This window comes from Spirillospora albida (genome assembly GCF_000718255.1).
GTDB lineage: Bacteria > Actinomycetota > Actinomycetes > Streptosporangiales > Streptosporangiaceae > Spirillospora > Spirillospora albida.
This window is the reverse complement of the sequence record NZ_JOFJ01000020.1, coordinates 1-21,799: the sequence shown is the minus strand read 5'-3', so window position 1 is coordinate 21,799 and position 21,799 is coordinate 1. Positions and strand designations below refer to the sequence as shown.

General features: G+C 72.2%; 23 protein-coding genes. 10 read left to right on the top strand and 13 right to left on the bottom strand.

Annotated features, from left to right (window positions below):
• Nucleotides 1–10 precede the first annotated feature (10 nt).
• Complete coding sequence (gene dtd, locus IE99_RS0123610) at nt 11–436, top strand: D-aminoacyl-tRNA deacylase (protein WP_030174965.1); 426 nt, start codon at nt 11–13, stop codon at nt 434–436.
• A gap of 1 nt (nt 437) precedes the next feature.
• On the opposite strand, the gene IE99_RS0123605 is transcribed toward dtd, so the two are convergent.
• From IE99_RS0123605 to IE99_RS0123590, 4 genes are all read right to left on the bottom strand, one after another.
• Nucleotides 438–932: a hypothetical protein gene (locus IE99_RS0123605; protein WP_030174962.1), complete on the bottom strand. Its 495-nt coding sequence runs from the start codon at nt 930–932 to the stop codon at nt 438–440.
• 52 nt (nt 933–984) lie between these two features.
• Nucleotides 985–1,956 carry a CAF17-like 4Fe-4S cluster assembly/insertion protein YgfZ gene (gene ygfZ, locus IE99_RS0123600; RefSeq protein ID WP_030174958.1) on the bottom strand — a complete coding sequence of 324 codons (972 nt, stop codon included), beginning with the start codon at nt 1,954–1,956 and terminating at the stop codon, nt 985–987.
• Nucleotides 1,957–1,965: 9 nt separating this feature from the next.
• Entirely contained in the window at nt 1,966–2,382 is a 417-nt protein-coding gene (locus tag IE99_RS0123595; RefSeq protein WP_030174955.1) for a Fur family transcriptional regulator, read from the bottom strand.
• A gap of 305 nt (nt 2,383–2,687) precedes the next feature.
• Nucleotides 2,688–3,173 (bottom strand): heme-binding beta-barrel domain-containing protein, encoded by a 486-nt coding sequence (locus IE99_RS0123590; RefSeq protein ID WP_030174951.1) that lies wholly within the window; start codon nt 3,171–3,173, stop codon nt 2,688–2,690.
• 105 nt (nt 3,174–3,278) lie between these two features.
• On the opposite strand from IE99_RS0123590, the gene IE99_RS0123585 reads away from it, so the two are divergent.
• Both IE99_RS0123585 and IE99_RS0123575 read left to right on the top strand, forming a co-directional pair.
• The gene (locus tag IE99_RS0123585; protein ID WP_030174949.1) at nt 3,279–3,920 is read left to right on the top strand and encodes a GIDE domain-containing protein; all 642 of its coding nucleotides are present in this window, start codon (nt 3,279–3,281) and stop codon (nt 3,918–3,920) included.
• 159 nt (nt 3,921–4,079) lie between these two features.
• Nucleotides 4,080–4,442: a DsrE family protein gene (locus IE99_RS0123575; protein WP_030174945.1), complete on the top strand. Its 363-nt coding sequence runs from the start codon at nt 4,080–4,082 to the stop codon at nt 4,440–4,442.
• Here the strand turns inward: IE99_RS0123575 and IE99_RS0123570 are convergent.
• Nucleotides 4,436–4,930, bottom strand: a complete 495-nt coding sequence (locus IE99_RS0123570) for a pyridoxamine 5'-phosphate oxidase family protein (protein ID WP_030174942.1) — start codon at nt 4,928–4,930, stop codon at nt 4,436–4,438. The genes IE99_RS0123575 and IE99_RS0123570 overlap by 7 nt on opposite strands.
• Nucleotides 4,931–5,044: 114 nt before the next feature.
• On the opposite strand from IE99_RS0123570, the gene IE99_RS0123565 reads away from it, so the two are divergent.
• The gene (locus IE99_RS0123565) at nt 5,045–6,064 is read left to right on the top strand and encodes a TerC family protein (RefSeq protein ID WP_030174939.1); all 1,020 of its coding nucleotides are present in this window, start codon (nt 5,045–5,047) and stop codon (nt 6,062–6,064) included.
• Nucleotides 6,065–6,076: 12 nt separating this feature from the next.
• Here IE99_RS0123565 and IE99_RS0123560 read toward each other — a convergent pair whose 3' ends face one another.
• A complete protein-coding gene (locus IE99_RS0123560) occupies nt 6,077–6,472 on the bottom strand; it encodes an ATP-binding protein (protein ID WP_169744474.1) in 396 nt (131 codons plus the stop codon).
• Nucleotides 6,473–6,568: 96 nt separating this feature from the next.
• Between IE99_RS0123560 and IE99_RS0123555 the strand changes: the two genes are divergently transcribed.
• The 3 genes from IE99_RS0123555 (at nt 6,569) to IE99_RS29690 (ending at nt 7,863) form a co-directional block, all read left to right on the top strand.
• A complete protein-coding gene (locus IE99_RS0123555; protein WP_030174933.1) occupies nt 6,569–7,441 on the top strand; it encodes a helix-turn-helix domain-containing protein in 873 nt (290 codons plus the stop codon).
• Complete coding sequence (locus IE99_RS31460; protein WP_084219868.1) at nt 7,432–7,614, top strand: DUF397 domain-containing protein; 183 nt, start codon at nt 7,432–7,434, stop codon at nt 7,612–7,614. The genes IE99_RS0123555 and IE99_RS31460 overlap by 10 nt, the downstream gene beginning before the upstream one ends.
• A gap of 66 nt (nt 7,615–7,680) precedes the next feature.
• Complete coding sequence (locus IE99_RS29690) at nt 7,681–7,863, top strand: DUF397 domain-containing protein (protein ID WP_037559978.1); 183 nt, start codon at nt 7,681–7,683, stop codon at nt 7,861–7,863.
• 58 nt (nt 7,864–7,921) lie between these two features.
• On the opposite strand, the gene tpx is transcribed toward IE99_RS29690, so the two are convergent.
• The 3 genes from tpx to IE99_RS0123530 form a co-directional block, all read right to left on the bottom strand.
• Entirely contained in the window at nt 7,922–8,419 is a 498-nt protein-coding gene (gene tpx, locus IE99_RS0123540) for a thiol peroxidase (protein WP_030174930.1), read from the bottom strand.
• Nucleotides 8,420–8,488: 69 nt separating this feature from the next.
• The gene (locus IE99_RS0123535) at nt 8,489–9,199 is read right to left on the bottom strand and encodes a type 1 glutamine amidotransferase (protein WP_030174927.1); all 711 of its coding nucleotides are present in this window, start codon (nt 9,197–9,199) and stop codon (nt 8,489–8,491) included.
• Nucleotides 9,189–10,439, bottom strand: coding sequence for a Mur ligase family protein (locus IE99_RS0123530; RefSeq protein WP_030174924.1), 1,251 nt, complete (start codon nt 10,437–10,439; stop codon nt 9,189–9,191). The genes IE99_RS0123535 and IE99_RS0123530 overlap by 11 nt, the downstream gene beginning before the upstream one ends.
• Nucleotides 10,440–10,802: 363 nt before the next feature.
• Here IE99_RS0123530 and IE99_RS0123525 point away from each other — a divergent pair, with 363 nt between their 5' ends.
• Nucleotides 10,803–12,230 carry a hypothetical protein gene (locus IE99_RS0123525; RefSeq protein ID WP_030174920.1) on the top strand — a complete coding sequence of 476 codons (1,428 nt, stop codon included), beginning with the start codon at nt 10,803–10,805 and terminating at the stop codon, nt 12,228–12,230.
• Between the two features lie 140 nt (nt 12,231–12,370).
• The gene (locus tag IE99_RS0123520) at nt 12,371–13,153 is read left to right on the top strand and encodes a hypothetical protein (RefSeq protein ID WP_157610460.1); all 783 of its coding nucleotides are present in this window, start codon (nt 12,371–12,373) and stop codon (nt 13,151–13,153) included.
• Nucleotides 13,154–13,183: 30 nt separating this feature from the next.
• Here the strand turns inward: IE99_RS0123520 and IE99_RS0123515 are convergent, their stop codons facing one another.
• From IE99_RS0123515 to IE99_RS0123500, 4 genes are all read right to left on the bottom strand, one after another.
• Nucleotides 13,184–13,537, bottom strand: a complete 354-nt coding sequence (locus IE99_RS0123515) for a DUF5955 family protein (RefSeq protein ID WP_030174914.1) — start codon at nt 13,535–13,537, stop codon at nt 13,184–13,186.
• 10 nt (nt 13,538–13,547) lie between these two features.
• On the bottom strand, nt 13,548–15,353 hold the full coding sequence (locus IE99_RS0123510; protein WP_030174911.1) for a hypothetical protein: 1,806 nt from the start codon (nt 15,351–15,353) through the stop codon (nt 13,548–13,550).
• 82 nt (nt 15,354–15,435) lie between these two features.
• Nucleotides 15,436–18,381 (bottom strand): ATP-binding protein, encoded by a 2,946-nt coding sequence (locus tag IE99_RS0123505; RefSeq protein WP_051713107.1) that lies wholly within the window; start codon nt 18,379–18,381, stop codon nt 15,436–15,438.
• Between the two features lie 81 nt (nt 18,382–18,462).
• Nucleotides 18,463–20,457, bottom strand: coding sequence for a type IV secretory system conjugative DNA transfer family protein (locus IE99_RS0123500; RefSeq protein WP_084219881.1), 1,995 nt, complete (start codon nt 20,455–20,457; stop codon nt 18,463–18,465).
• A 1,002-nt stretch (nt 20,458–21,459) separates the two neighbouring features.
• Between IE99_RS0123500 and IE99_RS0123495 the strand changes: the two genes are divergently transcribed.
• The gene (locus tag IE99_RS0123495) at nt 21,460–21,681 is read left to right on the top strand and encodes a tyrosine-type recombinase/integrase (protein ID WP_030174902.1); all 222 of its coding nucleotides are present in this window, start codon (nt 21,460–21,462) and stop codon (nt 21,679–21,681) included.
• Nucleotides 21,682–21,799 lie beyond the last annotated feature (118 nt).

Genomic DNA, 21,799 nt, shown 5'->3' with positions numbered 1-21,799 from the left:
ATGCATGGTCATGCGTGCTGTAGTCCAGAGGGTGAGCAGGGCGAGCGTGTCCGTCGAGGGCCGTGTCGTGGGTGCGATCGAGGAGCCGGGCCTCATGGTCCTCGTGGGCGTGACCCATGACGACGACGCGGCGAAGGCGAAGCGGATGGCCGCGAAGCTCTGGGGGCTGCGCGTCCTGCACGACGAGAGATCATGCTCGGACGTGAACGCGCCGCTCCTCGTGATCAGCCAGTTCACCCTCTACGGCGACGCCCGCAAGGGGCGGCGCCCGACGTGGACCGCCGCGGCGCCCGGCCCCGTCGCCGAACCCCTGGTCGACGCGGTCGTGGACGAGCTCCGCGCCCTCGGGGCGAAGGTCGAGACGGGCCGCTTCGGGGCGGACATGCAGGTGTCGCTGGTCAACGACGGGCCGATCACCCTCGTCGTGGACCTGTGAGTCACGCCAGCCCGTAGACCATCCCGGCCAGGGCGACGAGCGTCCCGGCGGACGCCAGGAGGATCAGCATGCGGTCGGCCTGCGCGAGACGCCCCCGCACGGACGGCGAGAAGACGACGACGCCGGTGTCGCGGTGCGCCCGGCCGTCGGCGTCCCGGCCCTTCGGGCGGAACGGGTTGCGGAGGCCGGCGAGGCGCCACAGCGCGTCCGACTTCACGCGCTGGTGCCGCTCCCCGCAGGCGAACAGGCGGCCCCGGACGGGTTCGCGGCACGCGTAGCCCTGCCGCGTCATGACCCGGCAGATCGTCGGGACCAGGACGAACTCGTACAGGCACCAGAGCAGCAGGCCGAGCAGCGCGATCCGCCACGACCACAGGAGGACGGCCGCCACGCCGACGACCGCGAACACGCCCCACCACACGAGCGGCGACTCGCGCCGGGGGCGGCGCCGCGTCCCGCGCCGGGGGGCTGGCGGTTCCTGGGGGTTCGCGACCATCGGTGGAAATCTACCTTGCCGGGGCCGACTTTCGCCGGATTTCTCCGCTTCCCTACCGGGCCGCGGGACGCCTCCGCAGGTCGATCTGCGCGTTGGCGCCCGTTTCCGGCGACACGACGACCTCCTGCGCGGCGGCGACCCCGCCCGCGAGGAGCTCCGCGTCCACCGGCGTGTTCCGCTTCACCAGCGCCAGCGCGATCGGCCCCAGCTCATGGTGCCGCGCCGCCGTCCCGACGGTGCCGACGGCCCGTCCGCCGGGGATCTCGACCGGGTCGCCGTGCGCGGGCAGCCGGTCGACGCTGCCGTCCAGGTGCAGGAACACCAGCCGGCGCGGCGGGCGCCCCAGGTTGTGGACGCGCGCGACCGTCTCCTGCCCCCGGTAGCAGCCCTTGTTCAGGTGGACGGCCGTCTCCACGAGCCCGACCTCGTGCGGGATCGTCCGGTGGTCGGTGTCGAGGCCGAAACGGGGCCGGTGCGCCGCGATCCGCAGCGCCTCGTAGGCCCACAGCCCCGCCGGACGCAGGTCGGGGAACCCGCCCCTCGGCACGACGCGCGTGAAGGTGCCCTCCGCGTCGGGCCAGCCGAGGCCCTCCGCCCCGGGCCCGGTGACGACGGCGTACTCGTCCGACACGTCCTGGACCTCGACCCGCAGCATGAACCGCATCGAGTCGAGGAACGCCACCAGACCGGACGCGGCGCCGGGCTCCACGTGCGCCCACACGGCCTCGCCGTCGTCGATCACGAACAGGTGGTTCTCGATGTGGCCCTTGGGGCTGAGCAGCAGCGCCTCCGTCGGCGCGAACGGCGCGAGGCCCTCGAAGCTCTGGCTGAGCAGGCTGTGCAGCCACTTCAGCCGGTCCGGGCCGGCGATCCTGACGACGCCCCGGTTGCCCCGGTCGACGAACGCCGTCCCCGCCGCCAGTGCCCGTTGCTCCTGCGAAGGCTCCCCGTAGTGCGCCGCGACCTCCTCGTCGGGACGATCGGCGGCGACGGCTCCGGGCGACTCCAGCAGCGGGCTCTTCATGGCCCCAGACTATTCGCCGCGGCAGTTCTTGCACCGCCCGTAGACGGTGAGGTGGTGCACGTCCGTCTCGAACCCGGCGTCGCGCTCCAGCACCCGCGCGAGCCCCATCGCCGCCTCCGGATCGACGTCCTCGACGGTATGGCAGCCCCGGCACACCAGGTGGATGTGCTCCGCCTCGGCGGCCAGATGGTAGTTCGGCGGGCCGTGCCCCAGATGCGCGTGCTTGACGAGGCCCAGTTCCTCCAGGAGCTCCAGCGTCCGGTAGACGGTGGAGATGTTGACGCCACGCGCGGTCCGCTGCACCTCGGTGCAGATCTCCTCGGGCGTCGCGTGCTCCAGGTTCGTGACGGCCTCCAGCACCAGCTGGCGCTGCGGGGTCACCCGGTATCCCCTAGCCCGCAGCTCCTCCTGCCACGACTCGACCATGCCCCGAGTCTATGCCGGACGAGATCGCCGTTAACTCGCTTGCCGCATCGCGTCGCCGTCGCATAGCTTGCGAGGTACGCGCGAAAGGAGGTGGTCCACGAAATGATCGATTTTGGGACTCGCGAGGTGGCTGTCCGCTAGTCGCCGTCCCGCCTCGGCACCATGCGCCTCCGGGCCATGGCCACCGGTCGCGACGGCGACCGGCGAATACCAGGCAGGCACCCGATCCCCGGACCCGTGGACCAGTCCCGTCCACGCCCCGCCCACGCGGGGAAGGTCCGGGGATCGTTCATGTCCAGGGACGATCAGGCGACGCGCTTGAGCTGCGCGGACAGGTGCGACTGGAGCTTGTTCCCCACCGCCGCCATGTCGTACGCCCAGCCGAGGTCCTCGCCGATCAGGCCGTACAGGCGGTGGCCTCCGGTGACCTCCTTCGCCGACTCGGTGCGCGCGACGACATCGGTGTGGAGCTCGACCCGGCTGAACGCGACGTTCCCGACGTAGATCTCGACGATGCCCGTCGGGTGCGCCAGCGTCACCTCGACCCGGTGGTCCGGCCGCGGGCGCCAGTAGCCCGTCTCGGTCGCCAGCGGCCGGCCGAGCGTGCCGTCCGGCTCGATCAGCCAGGAGCGGCTGGAGTAGATCAGGAACGGCTTGCCGTTGTGGCCGAAGGTGATCTCCTGGCCGAAGTTGAAGTTCTCGATCGTGGGATAGCCGCCCACACCGGCGCCCTCCCAGGTGCCCAGAAGGAACTTCAGCGGTTCGAGATCGGGATGCAGGTCGAACTCCATGGGCACCGAGCGTAGCGGCGCCGCGGGGCGGCCCGCGCCGGTGTCCCGGCGGGAGGGGACCCGCGTCCCTGGCGCAAGCGCGTCCCGGCGCGCAGCATCGGTCGGGTGAGCGTCATCGTCATCGTCATCGCGCTGTTCGCCGCCGTGTTCCTCGCGGTGGGCTGGGTGTGGCGCGTCCGCCACCGGTCCATGCGCCGCGCGGCGCGCGCCACCTGCGCGTCCCTGCCCGCCCCCGGCTCCCCCTGCGACCTCGTCGGAACGGCCGTCCCCCTCCGGCCGGCGCCCTTCTCCGGGACGCCCTGCGCCTGGTACCGCGTCCGCGCCACGGCTAAGACGCCGAGCGGCAAGAACACGTTCCTGGACGAGAAGTCCGACGCGCCCTTCTACCTGGAGGATCACACCGGCCGCCTCGCCATCCATCCCGAGCACGCCTTCATGGACGGCCCGGTGCGGACCTTCGACGAGCGCCGGGCGACCAACGGCACCCTCCCGGGCACCTCGGGCGAGGTCGGCGAGTACCACTACGAGGAGTGGACGCTGCCCGCCGGAACGTCCGTCTACGTCCTCGGGACGTCGGCCAACGGCACCATCGGAAAGGACCCGGAGATCGGCCAGTACACGATCAGCACCCGGGACGCGCGCGCCTACCGGCGCCGCGCGGTGCTGTTCATGGCGGTCGGCTACGGCACCGGCGCGCTGCTCGTCGCGCTCGCCGCGCTGCTCGTCATCGTGGACCACATCACCTGAGGCGCCACCTCGGCCGGCCCGTCACTTCAACCGGCTCAGCCGCACCACGAGCAGCACGGCGGCCACCGCCACCAGCCCGAGGACCACGACCAGGACACCCGCGTTCACCATGCCGCCCACCTCACGGATGCTACTCCGCCCAGGTCTAGAGTTCGGGCTATGGCGAGACCACTGGTGATCAAGGTGACCGCGGGCGCCGACGCCCCGGAACGGTGCAACCAGGCGTTCACGGTCGCGGCCGCCGCCGCGGTGAGCGGCGTGGCGGTCTCGCTGTGGCTCACCGGCGAGGCGTCCTGGTTCGCGCTTCCCGGCCGCGCCGCAGGCTTCGAGCTCGCCCACGCGACGCCCCTCGACGATCTGCTCTCGGTCGTCCTCACCGCCGGCCAGGTGACCCTCTGCACCCAGTGCGCGGCCCGCCGGGACATCGGCCCGGACGACGTCCTCCCCGGCGTCCGCATCGCCGGCGCCCCGACCTTCGTCGAAGAGATCACCAAGGACGACGTCCAGGCCCTCGTCTACTGAAAGCGGTAGCGGGTCTGGCTGAACCCGCCCTTCCCGAAGCCGAAGACGGTGGCCGGGACGATCTCGTACACCCGCGCGACATGCCCCTCATGGACGAAGTCACCGTCCTGCACGGAGTACGACCAGTCCTCGCCGTACTTCTCGACGTGCGCCGCCGCGAGGCGCCGCAGTCTCTCCTCGTCCCGGACGCGGGCGGCGCGGCCCTCCACGACGATGTCGAGGCCGTCGCCCATGCGATTGCATCCGGTCGTCATGACGCAGTTCGGGTTCTCATCGAGGTTCCTCGCCTTGCGCTCCTCGGCGCCCGTGGAGAAATAGAGGGCGTCGTCCATCCACACGGCGATGAGCGGCGTCACGTGAGGTCGCCCGTCCGGCCGGACGGTGCTGAGCCAGTACGTCTCCGCGGCCGCGAGCCGCTCCCGCGTGACGTCCCATTCGACGGCCTCGGCGCCCTCCGAGCTGTACCGGGCGTCCAGTTCGACCTTCATCCTGCACCTCCTGCCGAGACCGACCGTCACGCGCCCCGAAAGTCATCGCGATCGGTTGATCTCCCTCAGAACGGAAATGAGTGTGCCGACATCCCCGCGTCGTGAGGAGCCGCCATGGTCGACATACCCGGCTGGGCCTGGGCGGCGACGATCGGCCTGATCGTCTTCCTCTTCGTCCTCGACCTGCTCGTGGCCGTCCGGCGCCCGCACGCGGTCGGCCTGCGCGAGGCCACCTTCTGGTCCGTCTTCTACATCGGCGTCGCGGTCCTCTTCGGCGTCGCGGTATGGGCGTTCATCGGCCACACGGCGGGCACCGAGTACTTCGCGGGCTGGATCGTCGAGAAGAGCCTGTCGGTCGACAACCTCTTCGTCTTCGTCATCATCCTGGCGCGGTTCAGCGTCCCGGCCGAGTACCAGCAGAAGGTCCTGCTGTTCGGCATCGCCGCCGCGCTCGTCCTGCGCACCATCCTCATCGCGATCGGCGCCGCCGCGGTCAGCCTGTTCTCGTTCACGTTCCTGCTGTTCGGGCTGATCCTGATCTGGACGGCCGTTCAGCTGATCCGCCACCGCAACGAGGAACCCGACGTCGAGGACAGCTTCCTCGTCCGCCGGGCGCGCAAGATCCTGCCGGTCAGCACCGATTTCCACGGCGGGAAAATGCTCGCCCACGAGGACGGCCAGCGCGTGATGACGCCCCTGCTCCTCGTCTTCATCGCGATCGGCAGCACCGACATCCTGTTCGCCCTCGACTCCATTCCCGCGGTCTTCGGCGTGACGTCGGAGCCCTTCATCGTCTTCTCCGCGAACGCGTTCGCGCTCCTCGGGCTGCGGGCCCTGTTCTTCCTGATCGAGGGACTGCTGGAACGCCTCGTCTACCTCTCGATCGGCCTCTCCCTGATCCTGGCGTTCATCGGCGTGAAGCTCATCATGCTCTTCCTCCACGAGGACGTGGCGCACGCCGTCCCGAAGATCCCGACGCCGCTCTCGCTGGCCGTGATCCTGGTGATCCTCACGATCACGACGGTCGCGAGTCTCGTCCGCGTCCGCCACCACCCGGAGGAGAAGGCGCACGCCGGCTCCATCCGCATGTCCCGCAAGAAGGACAAGGACCGCGAGGAGTCCCGCGCCCGCTGACCGAAGAACCGGTCAGCGGTCGCACTTCGCCCAGACGACCTTGCCGCCCTCGTTGAGGGGGCGGACGTCCCACGCGCGCACCAGGCGTGACATCAGCACCAGTCCCCGGCCGCCGGTGGCGGCGTGGTCCTCCGGACACTCCACCGGCCGGCCTTCACCGCCGTCCCAGACCTCGATGACCGGACGCCCGTCCCCCTCGTCCAGGAAGACGCGGACGATGATCGGCCCTTCACCGTGCCGCAGCGCGTTCGTGACCAGCTCGCACACCACGAGCCGTCCCACGTAGTCGTCCTCGATCCCCCACTCCCGGAACCGCTCGGCGAGGAACCGCCGCGCCAGCCGCGGCGCCTCCTCCGTGGCCTCGAGGACGATCGTCGGCACCTCGGGCGCCATGGCTGTCACCGGCATTGCTCCGCCTCCGCAACGTAGCCGTTTCGTGCGCCCATTCAGGCACGACCCCATCGCTCTGCGTCACGAAGCACAGGTCGCCCCTGAGAATCGCCCTTGATCGAGTTCGCCGACTTGGTGGCCGCTTGTGTCGAGGTTGGAGACCATGCGTGCATGGCACCACGGCGAACGAAGGCGAAGGTCAGTCCCGGCCTGATCACGTTCGGGCGCAGATTCCGCAGGTTCCGGGAAGCCAAGGGATGGAGCCAGGAGAACGTCGCGCGCCGGGCTCATGACGGGCAGGGCGTCACATCGCAGTACATCGGCCAGGTGGAGACGGGCCGGACACGCTGCACCAGGGAGTTCGCAGAGGCGATGGATCGCGAACTCGGAGCGAACGGCGACCTCGTGGAACTCTGGGAGGACTGCGTCAAGGGCGCCGAATTCCCCACCTGGTACGAGTGGCTGCCCGTGGAGGAGACCGCATGCGAACTGACGTCCTACAGTCTCTCGCTCGTCCACGGCCTGCTGCAGACACCGTCCTACGCGACGGTGGTCCTCTACGGCGATAAGGAGAAGGTGGACGAGCGCCTCGCGCGGCAGAACATCTTACGGAGGGAGAATCCGCCGCCGCCCGGTTGCACTTTCCTGATGGACGAGGCGGTTCTTCTACGGAAGGTCGGAAACCCGCAGATCATGCGGGAGCAATGCGAGCACCTGCTGGAGGCTCCCAAGAAGCTGGGAGTGACACTGCACATCGTTCCGATGCGGGGCGACCACCTCGGTAGCATCAGTTCGTTCACGATCGCCACGACGGAAGACGTGCGCGAGATCGCGTACATCGAGAGCCCGGCTCGCGGGTTCACCCTGGAGGAGTACGACGACCTGATCGCCCTGCGCCGGGCGCTCCGAGAAGTCCGCGCTTTGGCTCTCCCCCAAGACCAGTCACTTGACTTCATTCGGAAGGTACAAGCAGAACGATGGACTTGAGCACGGCAACCTGGCGCAAGAGCAGCCACAGCGGCGGCACCGGAGGCGAATGCGTGGAGGTGGCCTCAAGCCCTCGCTGCGTCGGTGTGCGTGACAGCAAGGATCCGGAGGGCGGGCATCTCGCGCTCAGCCGGGAGGCGTTCCGGGTGCTGGTGGCGGATCTCAAGCGCTGAGCGCTCACCTCCCGGGCCGCCGCGGTGGCGCCGCCGGCAGGGACTACTGGACATAGGAGGCTCGACGTGGACTCGAGCATGATCGCGTGGCGCAAGGCGTCCCGCAGCACCGACACCGGCGGCAACTGCGTCGAGGTTGGCCGGGTCGGCCCGTGCGTCGGTGTGCGTGACAGCAAGGATCCGGAGGGCGGGCATCTCGCGCTCAGCCGGGAGGCGTTCCGGGTGCTGGTGGCGGCCCTCAAGCGCTGACCGGTCGCCTCCCGGGCCGCCGCGGTGGCGCCGCCGGGCGGCGCCACCGGGCAAGGGACTACTTGAGCGCGGCGAGGGCGCCGTCGTAGTCGGGCTCCTGGGTGATCTCCGGGACGAGCTCGGTGTAGACGACCTTGCCGTCGCCGTCCACGATGATCACGGCGCGGGCGGCGAGGCCCGCGAGGGGGCCGCTCTGCTGGGCGACGCCGTAGTCGGCCAGGAACTCGCGGCCGCGCATGAGGGACAGCGTCGTCACGTTCTCCAGCCCCTCGGCGCCGCAGAAGCGCTTCTGCGCGAACGGCAGGTCGGCGGAGATGCAGAGGACCGTGACGTCCGGGTGCTCGGCGGCCACCTCGTTGAAGCGGCGGACGGACGCCGCGCACACTCCGGTGTCGATGCTGGGGAAGATGTTGAGGACCTTGGTGCCGGAGAAGTCGCTCAGGGACTTCTCCGACAGGTCCGCACCGACGAGCGTGAAGCCGGGCGCGGTGCCGCCGACGGCGGGAAAGGTCCCGCCGACGTCGACCGGGCTGCCCTTGAAGGTCACCTCGGACATGAACGCCTCCTGATGATTGTGATCGCGATCTTCATCGTAGGGGGACGCGCCCGGCCTCCGGCGGATCGGCTAGCCCATGACGGCGTTGAGGCGTTCCTCGCGGAGGCGGCCGGCCCAGGAGTCGTCGATGGGCTGCAGGTCGCGGCCCACCGCCCAGCGCAGCAGCAGGTCGGCCAGGCCGGGGTTCCGGACGAGCGCCGGGCCGTGCATGTACGTGCCGAGCACGCGGCCCCGGTAGGCGCCCTCGAAACCGTCGCCGTTGCCGACGCCGTGGACGACCTGCGCGAACGGGCGGGCGTTCGGGCCGAGGTGCGTGACGCCCTGGTGGTTCTCGAAGCCGGTGATGCGCGGGACGTTCAGCTCGGCGGCGACATCCCCGACGATCTCGCCGACGGCGCGCTGCTCACCCCTGGTGGAGCGGATGTCGAGCAGGCCGAGGCCCTGGACGGGCTGGCCCTCCTCGCCGCCGAACTCGTGGCCGAGCAGCTGGTAGCCGGCGCAGACCGCGAACACGACGGCGCCGGACTGGACGGCGCGCGCGAGGCCGCCGTCGCCGCGCAGGCGCTGTGCGGCGAGGATCTGCGGGCGGTCCTCGCCGCCGCCGAGGAGGTAGATGTCGCCGTCGGCGGGGACGGGCTCGTCCGAGCGCAGGCTGACGGTCTGCGTCGGGATGCCGCGCAGGGCGGCGCGGCGCTCCAGGACGATCGTGTTGCCCTGGTCGCCGTAGGTGCTGAGCAGGTCCGGGTAGATCCAGACGATCTTGATGCGGTCAGACGACACGGCCGTACCTCGTTCGGATGCTCTGGAAGGCGGTGTAGTTGGCGATGATGTCGAGGTGGCCGGGCGGGACGGACATGACCGCCTGGTCGATGTCGTCCACGACCGTGAAGGACACCTCGGCGGCCTCCAGCCGGGCGGCGAGGTCGACGCGGCGCTCGCCCGTCACCCAGACGGGGCGGCCGCGCAGGATGCGGTAGTCGACGTCCCAGAGCCAGGACGTGTCGCGGCCGTCCGGGCCCTGCGCGTTGATCGACAGGGCGACCGGGCCGGGCGCGGGCTGCAGGACGTCGAACGCCTCCAGCCAGCCCGCCGGGTTCTTCGACAGCAGCAGCCGCATCGTCCGGCCCTGGTGCTCGACGGTCGTGTACCGGCCGGCGACCGACGTGACCTGGGCGAGCAGCGGCAGCGCCTGCTCGGGCGGGACGCCGAACTGCGCGACGACGGCGAGCGCGACCAGCGCGTTCGACCGGTTCGCGCGGCCGGGCAGCGACAGGCCGGTGAGCGGGAACACGCGGCCCTGCGGGTCGGTGATCTGGTCGCCCTTGAGGGTCCAGTCGGGGCGGGGCCGCCGGAAGTGGCACTGGCGGCAGGCCCAGTCGCTGTCCTCTTCGGTGTCGCGGCGGTCGAGGGGGCCGCCGCACTCGGGGCAGCACCAGGAGTCCTCGCGCCAGTGCTGGCCCGCGGCGACCCAGGTGACGCTCTTGGCGGTGGACGCCCCCCATGTCACGAGCGGGTCGTCGCAGTTGGCGATGACGTGGCTCTGCGGGGACGCCTCCAGCGCGCGGCGCCACTTGCCCGCCAGCAGCCAGATCTCGGCGGCGCGGTCCATCTGGTCGCGGCTGAGGTTCATCAGCGCGACGACGTTCGCGCCGGTCTCCCGCAGGACCATCGGGACGTACTTCTCGTCACACTCCAGGACGCCGTAGTGGGCGCCGGGCGCGGACGCGAGCGCCGACACGTGCCCGGTCGGCATGTTCGCGCCGAACGCGTTCGTCGCGACCTCGCCGAGCGGCGTCATCGCCGAGGTGATGAGCCGGGTCGTCGTCGTCTTGCCGTTGGTGGCGCTGACGAGGACGAGCTTGCGGTCCTTGGCGAGGCGGGTCAGCAGCTCGGGGTCGAGCCGGAGGCCGATCCGCCCTCCGATCACCGAACCGTCGCCGCGGCCCGCAAGCCGGGACATCTTCGCGGCCGTGCGACCGAGCGCGACGGCCAGCTGCGAACGCAGCGGAAGATCGCTCATGGACTCCGTCTTCTCTGTTGTGCCGGGCCTCGGGCTCCGCACCGAAAGAACCGCTTTGAGCCTAGCCGTTCGGGAGCCCGGATCGGCGCGACCCCGCCCGGCCGGACACGGCGCCCGTAGAATATGACGAGGATCACAGGGGGTCGGGTAAACCGGCGGGACGCTTCTTGACCTTGAGCGACATGTCGTGATTCGGTGCCAGCCCCGACTGAGGTACGCCGATATCCCGGCCCGGCAGCCGAGGACGGCGTTACCCACTACGTTTGTCGGGAGCCGTGCTGTTTTACGGGGAAGCGTCCCTGCCGCCGGCGGCGGGACGGATCGCGAGCACGGGCGAAGCGCCGATATTGCGAGGTCTGAGCGATGCAGTGTCCGACGTGCGGCCATCACACGCCCGGGACGCTCGGCACGTGTTCGAACTGCGACGCGCCCATCGACGTCTATTCGGCCGGCCCGGCGACCAGCCCGCCGCGTCCCGCCGACGGGTTCGGCCCACCGCCGGGCCAGGGCGACGCGTTCGGCCAGGGGGTCGGCGACCCGACCCTGGCGGCCCCGCCGCCCGCACCGTCCTGGTCGACGCCGCCCACTCCGCTCTCCGCGCCGACGGCCCCGCCGCAGGCGGGCGCCCCGCTGTACGAGGCATCGTCCCCGGCGCCGGAGCAGGCGCCGCTCCACGACCCCGAGTCGACCGCGGCGTGGACGTTCGACCCCGACGCCGACCCGCCGACCCCGCAGGCCGGCACCCCGGCGCCCGCGTGGAACAGCGCGCCGCCCGCGCCGACGTTCGGGTCGCTGCCGGTCCGGGAGCCCGAGGCGCCGGAGTCGATCGTCCCGGAGTCGTGGTTCGCGCAGCCGCGCAGGCCGTCCGGTGACACCGGCGGCACCCAGATCCTGCCGCCGCAGCCCGGCGGCCCGGCGATGGACGGCGCGACGCAGATCACCCCCGGCCCGATGATGGGCGGTGTCCCGCAGAGCGGGGCGCCGTTCGGCATGAACCCGGGCTTCGACCAGACCCGGCTCGACCAGCCTCGGTTCGGCGAGCCTCGGTTCGGCGGGCCGCAGTTCGGCGGGCCGCAGTTCGGCGGGCCGCAGTTCCAGCAGGGCCCGATGGGGCCGCCCATGGGGCCGGGCGGGTTCGCGCCGCCTCCGTCCGGCGGCCGCGCCGGCAACGGCCCGAGCAAGCCGCTCCTCGCCGCGGTCGGAGCGCTCGTCACGGTCGCCGTCGTCACGATCGCGTTCGTGGCGTGGCCGTCGGGGGGCGACCCCGCGAGCGGCGCGCAACCGTCCGCGTCGTCGTCGGGCAAGCAGCAGCCGGTCGCGCAGAAGAACCCGATCAGCGCGGCCGCGCGCGCGCAGGCCGCCGCGATGAACGCGGTGCTGACCGACAGCCACGAGACCCGCCGGGTCCTCGCCCGCGCGCTCGCCGGGGCGGGCAAGTGCAAGACGCTGCCCGCCGCGATCCAGGGCTTCCAGACCGTGGCGCAGCGCCGCCAGAACCAGATCCAGCGCACGCAGAACCTGAAACTGGACAGGCTCGCGGGCGGTGAGCGGCTCCGCGGCTCGCTCCGGCAGGCGCTGCAGGCGTCGCTGGACGTCGACCGCGTGCTGCTCGTCTGGGCGCAGCAGACCCAGGGGAGCTGCCGCGGCAAGCCCCGTCCGAGCGCGGCGCAGGTCCCCGGACGCGCCGCGCACGAGCGCCGCGCGACGCTCGCCAAGAAGCAGTTCGTGACGCTGTGGAACCCCGTCGCCAAGGACACCGGCCAGCCCCGCCGGGCCTGGACGCAGGTCTGACCGCACCATCACAACCGGGTTGCGACCGGACGGACGGGACCCGTCCGGTGGGGCACGGCACAGTATGTTGGCAGCGTCGAACGTCCAGATGAGGGGCTTTCATGCGGTGCCAGCGGTGCGGAAGCGACACCAATCCGGCGTTGCCGAACTGCACCCGGTGCGGTGGCCGGCTGGAAGGCGCGTCCACGCGCGATTCGGTCGGCGGGCCGGTGCCGCCGCCGTGGGGCGGCGATCCGCGCGAGCCGTGGCCGCCCTCGCCGCCGGCGCCGGGGCGCCACGCCGCGGACGGCCCCGTGCCGCCGCAGGACGACCCGGACCGCTGGGCCGAACCGACCATCTGGGAGCCGCCGCCGCGGCGCCGCAGCAGCACGCCGTACTTTCTGATCGCGGGGGGCCTGGTCGCGCTCCTGACCGTCGCCCTGGCGATCATCTTCTGGCCGTCGGGCGGCTCGGACGACCCGGCCGGACCGCCCGTCACCGTCCCGAGCCGCGGTGAGGTGTCGGAGAGCGCCGTCTCGCCCACCGCGGGCGGTCTCGCCGAGCAGGCCCGCGCCGTGGACGGGCTGCTGGAGGAGATGACGGCGACCCGTTCGGAGCTGGGCACCGCGGTGGAGGAGGGCTGCGACACGGGCGCCCTCCGGCGCGTCCTCGCGCAGCGCGAGGAGCAGCTGGAGAAGGCCCGAGACCTCGACGTCAGCGCCCTGGAGGACGGTGTCGCGATGAAGGAGGCGCTCGTCCGGGCCCTGGAGGCGTCGGCCGAGTCGAACCGGCGCTACGTGGAGACCTCCCCCGGCTGCCCGCCCGACGACGAGGTGCAGGACTTCAACCAGCGCGCCAGCGACGCCAAGACGGAGTTCATCCGCTACTGGACGCCGATCGCCGAGGAGCAGGGCCTGACCGTCCGCGGCGCCGACACGATCTGAGCCGGCGGGCGCCGCCGGGCCGTACCGCCGTCAGCCCATGCCGAGGGCGGCGGTGAGCTGCCGGACGCCCTCGGCGAGCGCCGCGACGCCGCCCACACGGCGGCCGAGCCGTTCCAGGGCGCCTTCGGTCCGCTCGGGGTCGGGGTCGCCGCTCTCGGCCTCCTCGCGGATGTCGGCGAGGTCGCGGCGGGCGCGGTCCGGTTCGGGCAGCTCGGCGGCGTGCGCGTCGAGAAGCCGTCCGACGAGGGCGAGCGCCTCGGTGACGGCCGCCGGTGACGCCGCGTTGACCTGCTGGTTCTGGGTGACGTTGTCGCCGGTCGCGATCTGGCCGGACACACTGGCGTGCCCGCCGATGCTGATGCCCCGGTCGCCGGGCTGGTTCATGTCGTCGCTCCTACGGGTTGATGCGAGGTTGCTGCCTCTGCTCGACCCGGCCGCCCACGGCGACCTGGCCGCTGATGCTCCCGCCGTGCATGATCACGCCGTTGTTCATGATCATCGCGGCCTGGTCGCGGTAGGCGGACACGTCCACGCCGCACTCGCGGGCGAGGTAGTCGAGCACGGCCTCGTTGACGCGGCGCTCGATGAGGCGCGCGTACTTGTCGACGTCGAACTCCTGGAAGAAGTCGGCCAGCTTCGCGTCGGCCGTCGCCTCGCGGACGCTGAGCGTCGCGCCGTAGTCGTGGACGAGCTCGTCGGCGGGGTCCGCGCCGAAGTCGGACGAGAAGGAGTCGCCGAGGATCTGGCCGAGGACTCCGGCCAGCCGCGGCACCGCGAGCGCGGACGCGGCGAAGGCGACCGCGCTCCCGGCGCGCAGCGCGTTCGGCAGCAGAGTGGACGACCGCCAGCCGGGCATGGCGTCCACGATCTTGTAGACCGGCCGGATCGGCGGCAGCACGGTGGCGGCGAACTGCCCGTACAGCATGCGCCCCTCGACGGCGAGGTGGAGGAAGACCGTGAGCACGGTGTCCTGCTCCTCGGCGGGGGCGAGGACGGCGCCGTCCCGGCCGCGGACGGCCTGGCCCGGACCGGCGACGGTGACGCGCTGGAAGGCCCGCATCCCGGCCTGCGGATGCCGCACGATCGCCTCGACGGCGGCGTCGGTCGCGGACGAGAAGGGCAGCCACGAGGCGGGGTCGATGAGCGGGTGCCCGCTGTAGGGGCTCTGGTCGCTCGGACCGACCGGCCGCGTGCGCTGCACGCAGGTGCCGGGGGCGGCGATGTGCCAGCGGATGACGAGCCCGCCGATCCGCTCGTTCTCCGGCAGCGGCGGCTTGGCGGTGGCGGCCGTCTCGTCGCGCATCTCGTCCAGCCGGGCCCGGACGCGTTCGTGCATGACCCACGGGTCGACCGGCCGCGGGACCAGGCCGGGTTCGGGGCCGCCGGTCCGGTCGAGTTCCAGGACGATGGACCAGACCCGGGAACCCGGCGACTTCGGGTGGCCGGTGCCGAGGAAGGGGTTGTCGCCGGCGTAGAGGGTCACGTTGCCGGTCTGGGACGCGCGGACCCTCGCCAGGGCGCGCGCGAACCGCTCACCGCCGGCGGCCGGGCCGGGGCCGTGCGCCCCGGGGGCGAGCCGGCGGGCGAGGACCCGGTACACGACCGCGACGTGCCCGCTGGACACGGCGGTGAAGGCCAGATGGATCAGCAGGAGCCACAGCACGTCCCAGGGCCCGGGGCCGCCCGTGGCGGACGCTTCTTCGCCCAGGGAGTAGGCCGGTTCTCCGAAGGAGTCCGCCTGCTCCGGATCACCCGTCAGGTACCCCAGCAGGAGCAGCAGGCCGACCACCAGCGTCCCGGCGATGGCGAGCCGCCGGTTCAGATACTGGGCGAGGACCGCGCGCAGGAGGACGGCGGCGCCGGCGAGGACGAGGTAGGCGACGGCGTGCCAGGTCAGGAGGACCAGGAACACGGCCCACAGCAGGCAGATGGCGGCATCGCGCCCGAGGCGCAGCAGCCGCGCGTGCCGGGCGTGCCGGATCACCGGCTCCAGGTCGTACCCATCGGAGGGGACGATCGCGCGATGGCGTCCGTAGACGTACTCCTTGAGCACGGTGTCGCAGAAGCCGTTGTCGAGGTAGACGGCCGCGCACAGATAGCGGGTGAGGCTCTGCATCGGGCCGGTGCGGGGCCCGGCGTCGCGCCCATGGTGGAAGGGGGCGGGCTCGTCCTGCCCCGCGTTACTCGTCTGCGCGCTCAACGCCGGTTCCTCCGGGGGGTGGCTGGACGGAGCGTTCCGCGATCGGGGGAGAAACTAGCGCCTGCGACCACCCGCGCGTAGGTTACCGACCGGTTCTGTTAGGGCCCGGTTGCTCGGCGGTCGGGAAGGTGGGCCCGGCGGACGGGTCGGCGAACGGCTCGATGAAGCGCTCGTCCCAGCTCAGGACGGGCTCCAGCCAGTCCTCCACGTGCATCGTCCGGGCGGCGTGGTCGATCTGCTCCTCCTCCTCGAAGCCGATCGCGATGACCGCGAGGTCGCTGTAGAAGGACGCGTGCTCGTCCTCCCCGTAGAGCGCGATGCACGCCAGGGGCCGGTTGGACTCCAGCTCCATCGACAGGGGGTGGCGCCGGAGGGCGCGGAGCCGGTGACCCAGTCTCGGATCGGGCTGGTGGCGCAGGCCGGGGAGCGGGTAGTCGAGCGCCGGGGCGGGGGCGTGCTTGTCCGGGGCGCCGCCGCCGTAGGGGAACAGCCGGTCCATCTCGTGGAGCCACCGCAGTTGCGGGATGACCCAGGCGGGGCCCGGCGGCGTCCCCGGGGATCCTCCGCTCAAAAGGCCCTGCGCGACGTTCGCGACCGTCCCGGTGAGGTCGGACGGCGGGAACGCGGTCCGGAGGGCACGGGAGCGGCGCGTCACGGCCCGCTCCAGGACGGTCGCCAGCGCGCACTCGCGAAGCCGCGGCTTCAGGCGCGACCAGGTGCGGGCCAGCTCGGGCGGCACCGCGGGCACCGGCCGGTTCACGACATGCGCGAGGACGAGGGTCTCCGCCCACATCCGCAGCCACGCCCAGTCGGGGTGGCCGGCGATGAGGTCGGCCTCGCGCAGCTCGTAGAGGGTGCAGGGGCGGCCGGAGCGGCATTCGCAGCCGCAGGCGGCGGAGCGGCGGCCGTCCACCGGCGGGGGCGATCCGGGCCGCTCGGCCTCGCGGGTCTCGCCGAGGGGGACGCGGACGCGCAGGGGCCGGTCCATGCCGTCCGCGAACACGGCCGCGACGCCCGGCCGCAGGGACACGACCTCGCGGGACTGGTCGTGGTCGAGGTTCATCGCCGCGCCGACCTGCGCGCGGTCGTCGTGCGCGGGCAGCCGGTGCACGACCTTCAGGGCGGTGTTCTTGATGACGTCCGGGACGAGCTTGGTCGGGATCTGCTCGGCGACGATGATGCCCTCGCCGTAGGCGCGGATCTCGGCGAGCATCCCGGCGAACAGCTCGACGGCGTGCGAGCTGCCGTGCTCGGGGCCGCGGTTGCGCAGCAGCCGGTGCGCCTCCTCGATGACGATGACGTGCCGGAGCGCGGACCCGGTGGCGCGGTCGCGGCCCCGCTCCCGCATCCGGAGGTGCTCCACGATGCGGATGATGAGCGTCCCCATGAGGAACGCCTTGTCCTCGTCGTTCGCGACGTCCTCGATGGCGAGGACGAGGTTGTCGCGGAGCATTCCCCCGATGTCGGCGGGGTGGCCCCCCTCGAAGAACCGTCCGGCGGAGCCGATGCGGAGGGAGCGGAGCCGGACGTCCACGAACCCCTGGACGTCCGCCATCAGCTCACGCCCGTAACCCACGTCCGAGATGACCTGCAGAGCCGCGTTCTGCAGCTGCTCCAGCGTCGGGACGGACGGGTCGATGCGCGACCCGGGCACCCCCGCGCCGGTCACGACGTCCCACCCGTTGTTCTCGTAGACGCGCTGGAGGGCCTGCGCCATGATCTGGGGGAACGGCTCCTGCGCGTCGAACGCCGCCTGGAACAGCGCGCGGACCATGTCGATGTGCGCCTGGACGGGATAGCCCGGCTCGGGCGCGAGCGGGTTCACCGACAGCGGCACCGACGCCGGGTCGGACGGGTTCACCACCGTGACGCGCCCGCCGAGGTCGGCGACGCGGCCCGCCATCGCCGCGTACTCCGACTTCGCCGGCTCGATCGCCAGCCACGGGATGCCCGCCCGCGTGAGCTGCTCCAGCAGGTGCCGGACGGTCTGCGACTTGCCCGCGCCCGTGGCGCCGGTCACGAACACGTGCCGGTTGATGGTGGAGCGCGGCACCGTGAACCGGCCGACCTGCCGGTCCTGGCCGTCGAGGATCGCGCCGAGCTCGATCTGCGGCTCGTTCGTCGCGGCCTCGGTCTCGGACGTGACGTCGAAGTACCCCGCGTCCAGGACGCGCAGGCCGGGCACCTCGCGGCGCGGCAGGCCCGCCAGCGCGGCGAGCGCGCCCGCCGTCGCGGTGAACGGGAAGCGCTGCTCCTGCTCCGACATAGGCCGCGGCGACGCGGGCTCGGCGCCGGGCCGCAGCGTCTCGGCGAACGTCCCGCCGCCGTGCCCGGACCGCAGCCGGTACGGGTGGTGGCCGAGCTCCATCGACCCGACGAGGACGGGCGCGATCTCGCTCAGCTCGGCCTGCGTGGCGGCGCCCGCGACGACCCGGACCCGCCAGAGCCCCGCCTCCCGGAACGCGTCCAGCTCCGCGAGCCGCCGGTCGGCGCGGGCGACGGCGAGCCGGGCCTGCTCGTCCTCGCCGCGGCGCAGCATCCGCAGCTCGTGGTGCAGCTCCCGCATCTCGGTGTCGATCATCCGCTCATCGCACGGGTCGGCGACGACGAACCACCCGAACGGCCGCTCCATCAGCGTGACCAGCGTCGACTCGAACAGCCCGGCCCCCGCGTCCATGGCGCCGGACTGGGGGGCGAGCCGGCCGGGGCAGCGCGTCCACGCCATGCGCTCGGCGCGCCGCAGCCACGCGTCCGTGATCGGGACGCCCCGCGCGCCGCTCGGGAACAGCAGCCCCTCGCCTGACCCGCCGACCGGACCCGCGTTGGTGATCAGCTCCAGCGGCGCCCCGCTCCCGCCGGACAGCCAGCCGACGACGAACGGCCGCCGCAGCCGCGCCGCCGACAGCGCGGCGGGCAGCACGCTGACGAAGTCGCTCTCGGCGGACGACTCCCGCTGCGGCGCCGGGATCGCCAGGATCCGGTACCAGGGACCGGGCAGGCCCGGCCCGTCCGGGACGGGCTCACGCATGGCGGGAAACCGCGGATAGGGGGGCGTTGTCACCTTTGCATCCTGTCCCCGCCGGACGTTCCGGCGCCACCGGGGGCCGCATCAGGACGGCGGATCGGCCTTGTGGCGCCCGCTCGCCTTGCGGACGATCCGGGTGGGCCGCGTACCGCGCGGCAGGGCGTGCCGGGCCCGCGGCACCTCCGGCACGGGCTCCTCCGGCGCGGGTTCGATCGGTTCGGGTTCGTCCGGCGCCTCGTCCTCGGGCACCTGCTCCTCGAACTCCATCGAGTGGGCGGTGGGCAGCGTGATGATGCCCGGGTTGGCGTCGACGAGGAGCGTCCGGCGCCCGGCGGTGCCGGAATGGGTGAAGACCATGGCGGTCGGCGGCAGTTCCTGCAGCTGCGGGGGTTCGATGAGCAGTTCGCGGAACCGCTGCTTCTCCGCGTTCCCGGCGGCGACCGTCCGGCCCCAGGCGGTCGCGGAGCTGATGCCCTCGACCAGGACGGAGTCGTCGGCGGCGGGCGCGGGCAGCGGCGACCACACCGGATCGGTGAGCCCGTCCCCGCGCGGCCGCGCGTACGCGACGGTGCTGGCGTAGCTCTCCCCCGCGACGTCGAACAGCGTCTCCCCCGCCGCGTCGGTGATCTCGGCGACCAGCAGCGGCTGGCCGGCCCCGATGTGCTCGGCGGCGACCCGCGCGTCCTCGGGGTTGCCGAGCCGCATGAACCCGACGGCCGCGTGCCCCCGCCGCCCGAGCCGCTCCCGCACATGCCGCGGAATGGACCGGTACATCAAGACCAGCCCGGTGCCGGTGGCCTCGCACGCGTCGATGAGCCGATCCAGGACGTCCCCGCGCAGCTTCTCGGCACCGCAGAGGAACAGCGTGTGGTCCCAGCGTCCGCCGGGAGGCGCCTCCCGGATCCGGTGCGTCAACGCGGTGGTGACGTACGTGCCGAGAATGCGATTGGTCAGCACCCCGGCCCGCCGATCCATCGACACGACATGCAGCCGGGACGGCGGCAGCCGCACAGGCTCGGTCGCGAGCTTTTCCAGCTTCCTGAGCTGCGCCTCCAGCGCCCAGGCCCGCCGCACCACGATCCGGTCGGTGGCGTCCCGTCCGAACAGCGTCGTGACGCGCTCCAGTTGCTCATCCGTGAGCAGCCCCTTCCGGAGGTCGTCCCGGGGGTCGCCCACCTGCGCGAGGACCCGCAGCGCCGCCGTGATGCGCGGGATCGTGACGTCCTCCCCGAGGACCTCGATGAGCCGCTCCAGGATGGAGTTGTCGAACGACAGGTCCCGGGTGCCGCCCTCCTCCTCGCCCGCGCCGACCACGAGCGACAGGACGTCGGCGAGCGCCTCGGCCCGCAGCCCCCGCGTCACGTCCAGCCTCGGGAGGTCGGCGGGCAGCACCCACACGAGCGGATCGTCGCCCCGGTCGGCGGCGAGCCGCAGCAGGTCGTGCGCGACGGCCCCCTCCGACAGGTCGATGACGGTGAGCCTGGCCCCAACGGCCAGCCGCGCCGCGCCCATCGTCGTGACGGCCGCCGACCAGCCGGAGAGGGTCCCGCCGACCACGTCGACCCGGTCGACGCCCGGCGGCACGGCCACGGGATACCACTCGCGCTGGCTCTCGTACAGGCGACGGCACCGCTCCCACTCGGCCCGCGCCTCCCGGTACGCCTTCTCGGCCGCGACGCGCCCCCGCTCCTCGGCGGCCCGCGCCCGCTCGGCCTCGTCCCGCTCCCGCGCGAGCCTCTCCCGGACGCCCCGCTCGTCCCGCCACAGGTTCCCCACCGTGATCGCGAGGACGACCACGCAGGCGAGCAGCGCGATCCCGGCGAACGCCCACGGGATGACCCCGGCGATCCCGCAGACGAGGAACAGCACGACGAAGCCGACCGTCCCGCCCGCCGCCGTCCGCAGCGGCCGCCCGGCGAACTGGTCGCCCAGGGGACGCGCCGCCGGCGCATGGACGCGCTCGGGCCGCGCGGGCGGCTCGGGCGGCGGCCCGGGATCCGGATGCACCTGCGCGTACCGCCAGCCCACGTGCACGCGGTCGGCCTGGGTGAGCCGCGCCATCGCGGACCCGCTCGGCATGTCCGTCACGTCGCAAGACCCCTGGGTGTCTCAGGTGGGGGGCGGGAACGCCCGGGGCGGTCGTTCGTCATCGGGCTCGTCGGGGGTAGATGCCACTACTCGCCCAGGGTAAAGAGCCGAAGCCCGCCCCGCGCCCCCTTCACCACAACATGATGAGAGATACCCGACTTAACACCCCAATTCGGTCCCGCACCCACCTGCATCCCCGACCTCCACCGGGCGTCCCCTGGTCCGATCCGGCCACGCCATGCCGCCACAACGCAGGCGATGACTTCTCAGGCGGAATCCATAATCTCGTCAACCTGGCCAAAGAGCCGCAGATGGTATGGAACGAGATCAAGGCGAAACGCATCCAGTCCGCGATCCTTGTGCTGCTCCAGCCGTCCATGGTGCCGGACCGCGACACCGACGCCTCGACCTCTCAGTTGCGACGTGTCCCGTGCAGGACTGGCCCGGCGCCGTGCCGCTCCGGCATACACCGTCGAGGGGAGGGCGTCGATGACCCGGTCGGCGAACGGCCGCAGGCCGGTGGATGTTCCTGGCCACCGTGATCGGCATAGGCCCTCGGCGGCTGGTGGGCTATTCGATGGCCGAGCATATGTGGCAAATTGGCCAGCTTCAACACCTTCCTGCGGCCATCCGACGCCACGGCTGGGGCGACACAATTCCTGGCACCGCGACCTTCTTCCCCGGCGACACCCGCCCGGTCCCTAAGAAGATCAGCCGCCGTCTGGTCGAGTGCGTCATGGCCAGATCGAGTCGCCCGGCAACCTGGCCCGACCCGGCCAGCCGGGTTCAACTACCTCCCTGGACGCCGGCCAATGCGCCCCTTACCTGCACTACTTCATAACCAAGCCGTCCCATTGACGAGGAACTGCAGGACGAGTTCTCCGAGCAGCAGAGCCGGGTGCTGCAGCGCTGGCCGGACGGCATTCCGCTGCTGTTCCCCGCGGCCGCACTTCAACGCCACCGAGGAGATCTCAGGCAACTCCAACAGCTTCCGTGCCACGGCTGAACCGCTGGCTGGACAGCTGCGAGGTCAAGGACGAGCACGGCGGCCAGATAGAAGCTGACCCCCACCAGTCGCGGCACACCTCCTTCGCCTGCCGCCTCATCAAGCGGGACGTCCCGCAAGAGGTCGTCCGCGTCCTGCTGGATCACCAGTCGCACAGGATGACCGCCCACTACGCCAAGATGACCGACAAGACGGTCCGGCGGCATTGAGAGAAGCCCACTAGGCTCAACTGAGGCGCCCCGGATCTTCCGGACAGGTCCCCAACTAGGGTTGGGGAGAACCGGAAGGGAAGGTCGTTGGCACGACAGAGGCGGCATTTCACCCAGG

Bases quoted from the DNA above. Each gene is read 5' to 3' on its own strand.
- dtd (WP_030174965.1), top strand. From the start codon at position 11: ATGCGTGCTGTAGTCCAGAGGGTGAGCAGGGCGAGCGTGTCCGTCGAG.
- IE99_RS0123605 (WP_030174962.1), bottom strand. From the start codon at position 932: ATGGTCGCGAACCCCCAGGAACCGCCAGCCCCCCGGCGCGGGACGCGG.
- ygfZ (WP_030174958.1), bottom strand. From the start codon at position 1,956: ATGAAGAGCCCGCTGCTGGAGTCGCCCGGAGCCGTCGCCGCCGATCGT.
- IE99_RS0123595 (WP_030174955.1), bottom strand. From the start codon at position 2,382: ATGGTCGAGTCGTGGCAGGAGGAGCTGCGGGCTAGGGGATACCGGGTG.
- IE99_RS0123590 (WP_030174951.1), bottom strand. From the start codon at position 3,173: ATGGAGTTCGACCTGCATCCCGATCTCGAACCGCTGAAGTTCCTTCTG.
- IE99_RS0123575 (WP_030174945.1), top strand. From the start codon at position 4,080: ATGGCGAGACCACTGGTGATCAAGGTGACCGCGGGCGCCGACGCCCCG.
- IE99_RS0123570 (WP_030174942.1), bottom strand. From the start codon at position 4,930: ATGAAGGTCGAACTGGACGCCCGGTACAGCTCGGAGGGCGCCGAGGCC.
- IE99_RS0123565 (WP_030174939.1), top strand. From the start codon at position 5,045: ATGGTCGACATACCCGGCTGGGCCTGGGCGGCGACGATCGGCCTGATC.
- IE99_RS0123560 (WP_169744474.1), bottom strand. From the start codon at position 6,472: ATGCCGGTGACAGCCATGGCGCCCGAGGTGCCGACGATCGTCCTCGAG.
- IE99_RS31460 (WP_084219868.1), top strand. From the start codon at position 7,432: ATGGACTTGAGCACGGCAACCTGGCGCAAGAGCAGCCACAGCGGCGGC.
- tpx (WP_030174930.1), bottom strand. From the start codon at position 8,419: ATGTCCGAGGTGACCTTCAAGGGCAGCCCGGTCGACGTCGGCGGGACC.
- IE99_RS0123530 (WP_030174924.1), bottom strand. From the start codon at position 10,439: ATGAGCGATCTTCCGCTGCGTTCGCAGCTGGCCGTCGCGCTCGGTCGC.
- IE99_RS0123525 (WP_030174920.1), top strand. From the start codon at position 10,803: ATGCAGTGTCCGACGTGCGGCCATCACACGCCCGGGACGCTCGGCACG.
- IE99_RS0123515 (WP_030174914.1), bottom strand. From the start codon at position 13,537: ATGAACCAGCCCGGCGACCGGGGCATCAGCATCGGCGGGCACGCCAGT.
- IE99_RS0123505 (WP_051713107.1), bottom strand. From the start codon at position 18,381: ATGCGTGAGCCCGTCCCGGACGGGCCGGGCCTGCCCGGTCCCTGGTAC.
- IE99_RS0123500 (WP_084219881.1), bottom strand. From the start codon at position 20,457: ATGCCGAGCGGGTCCGCGATGGCGCGGCTCACCCAGGCCGACCGCGTG.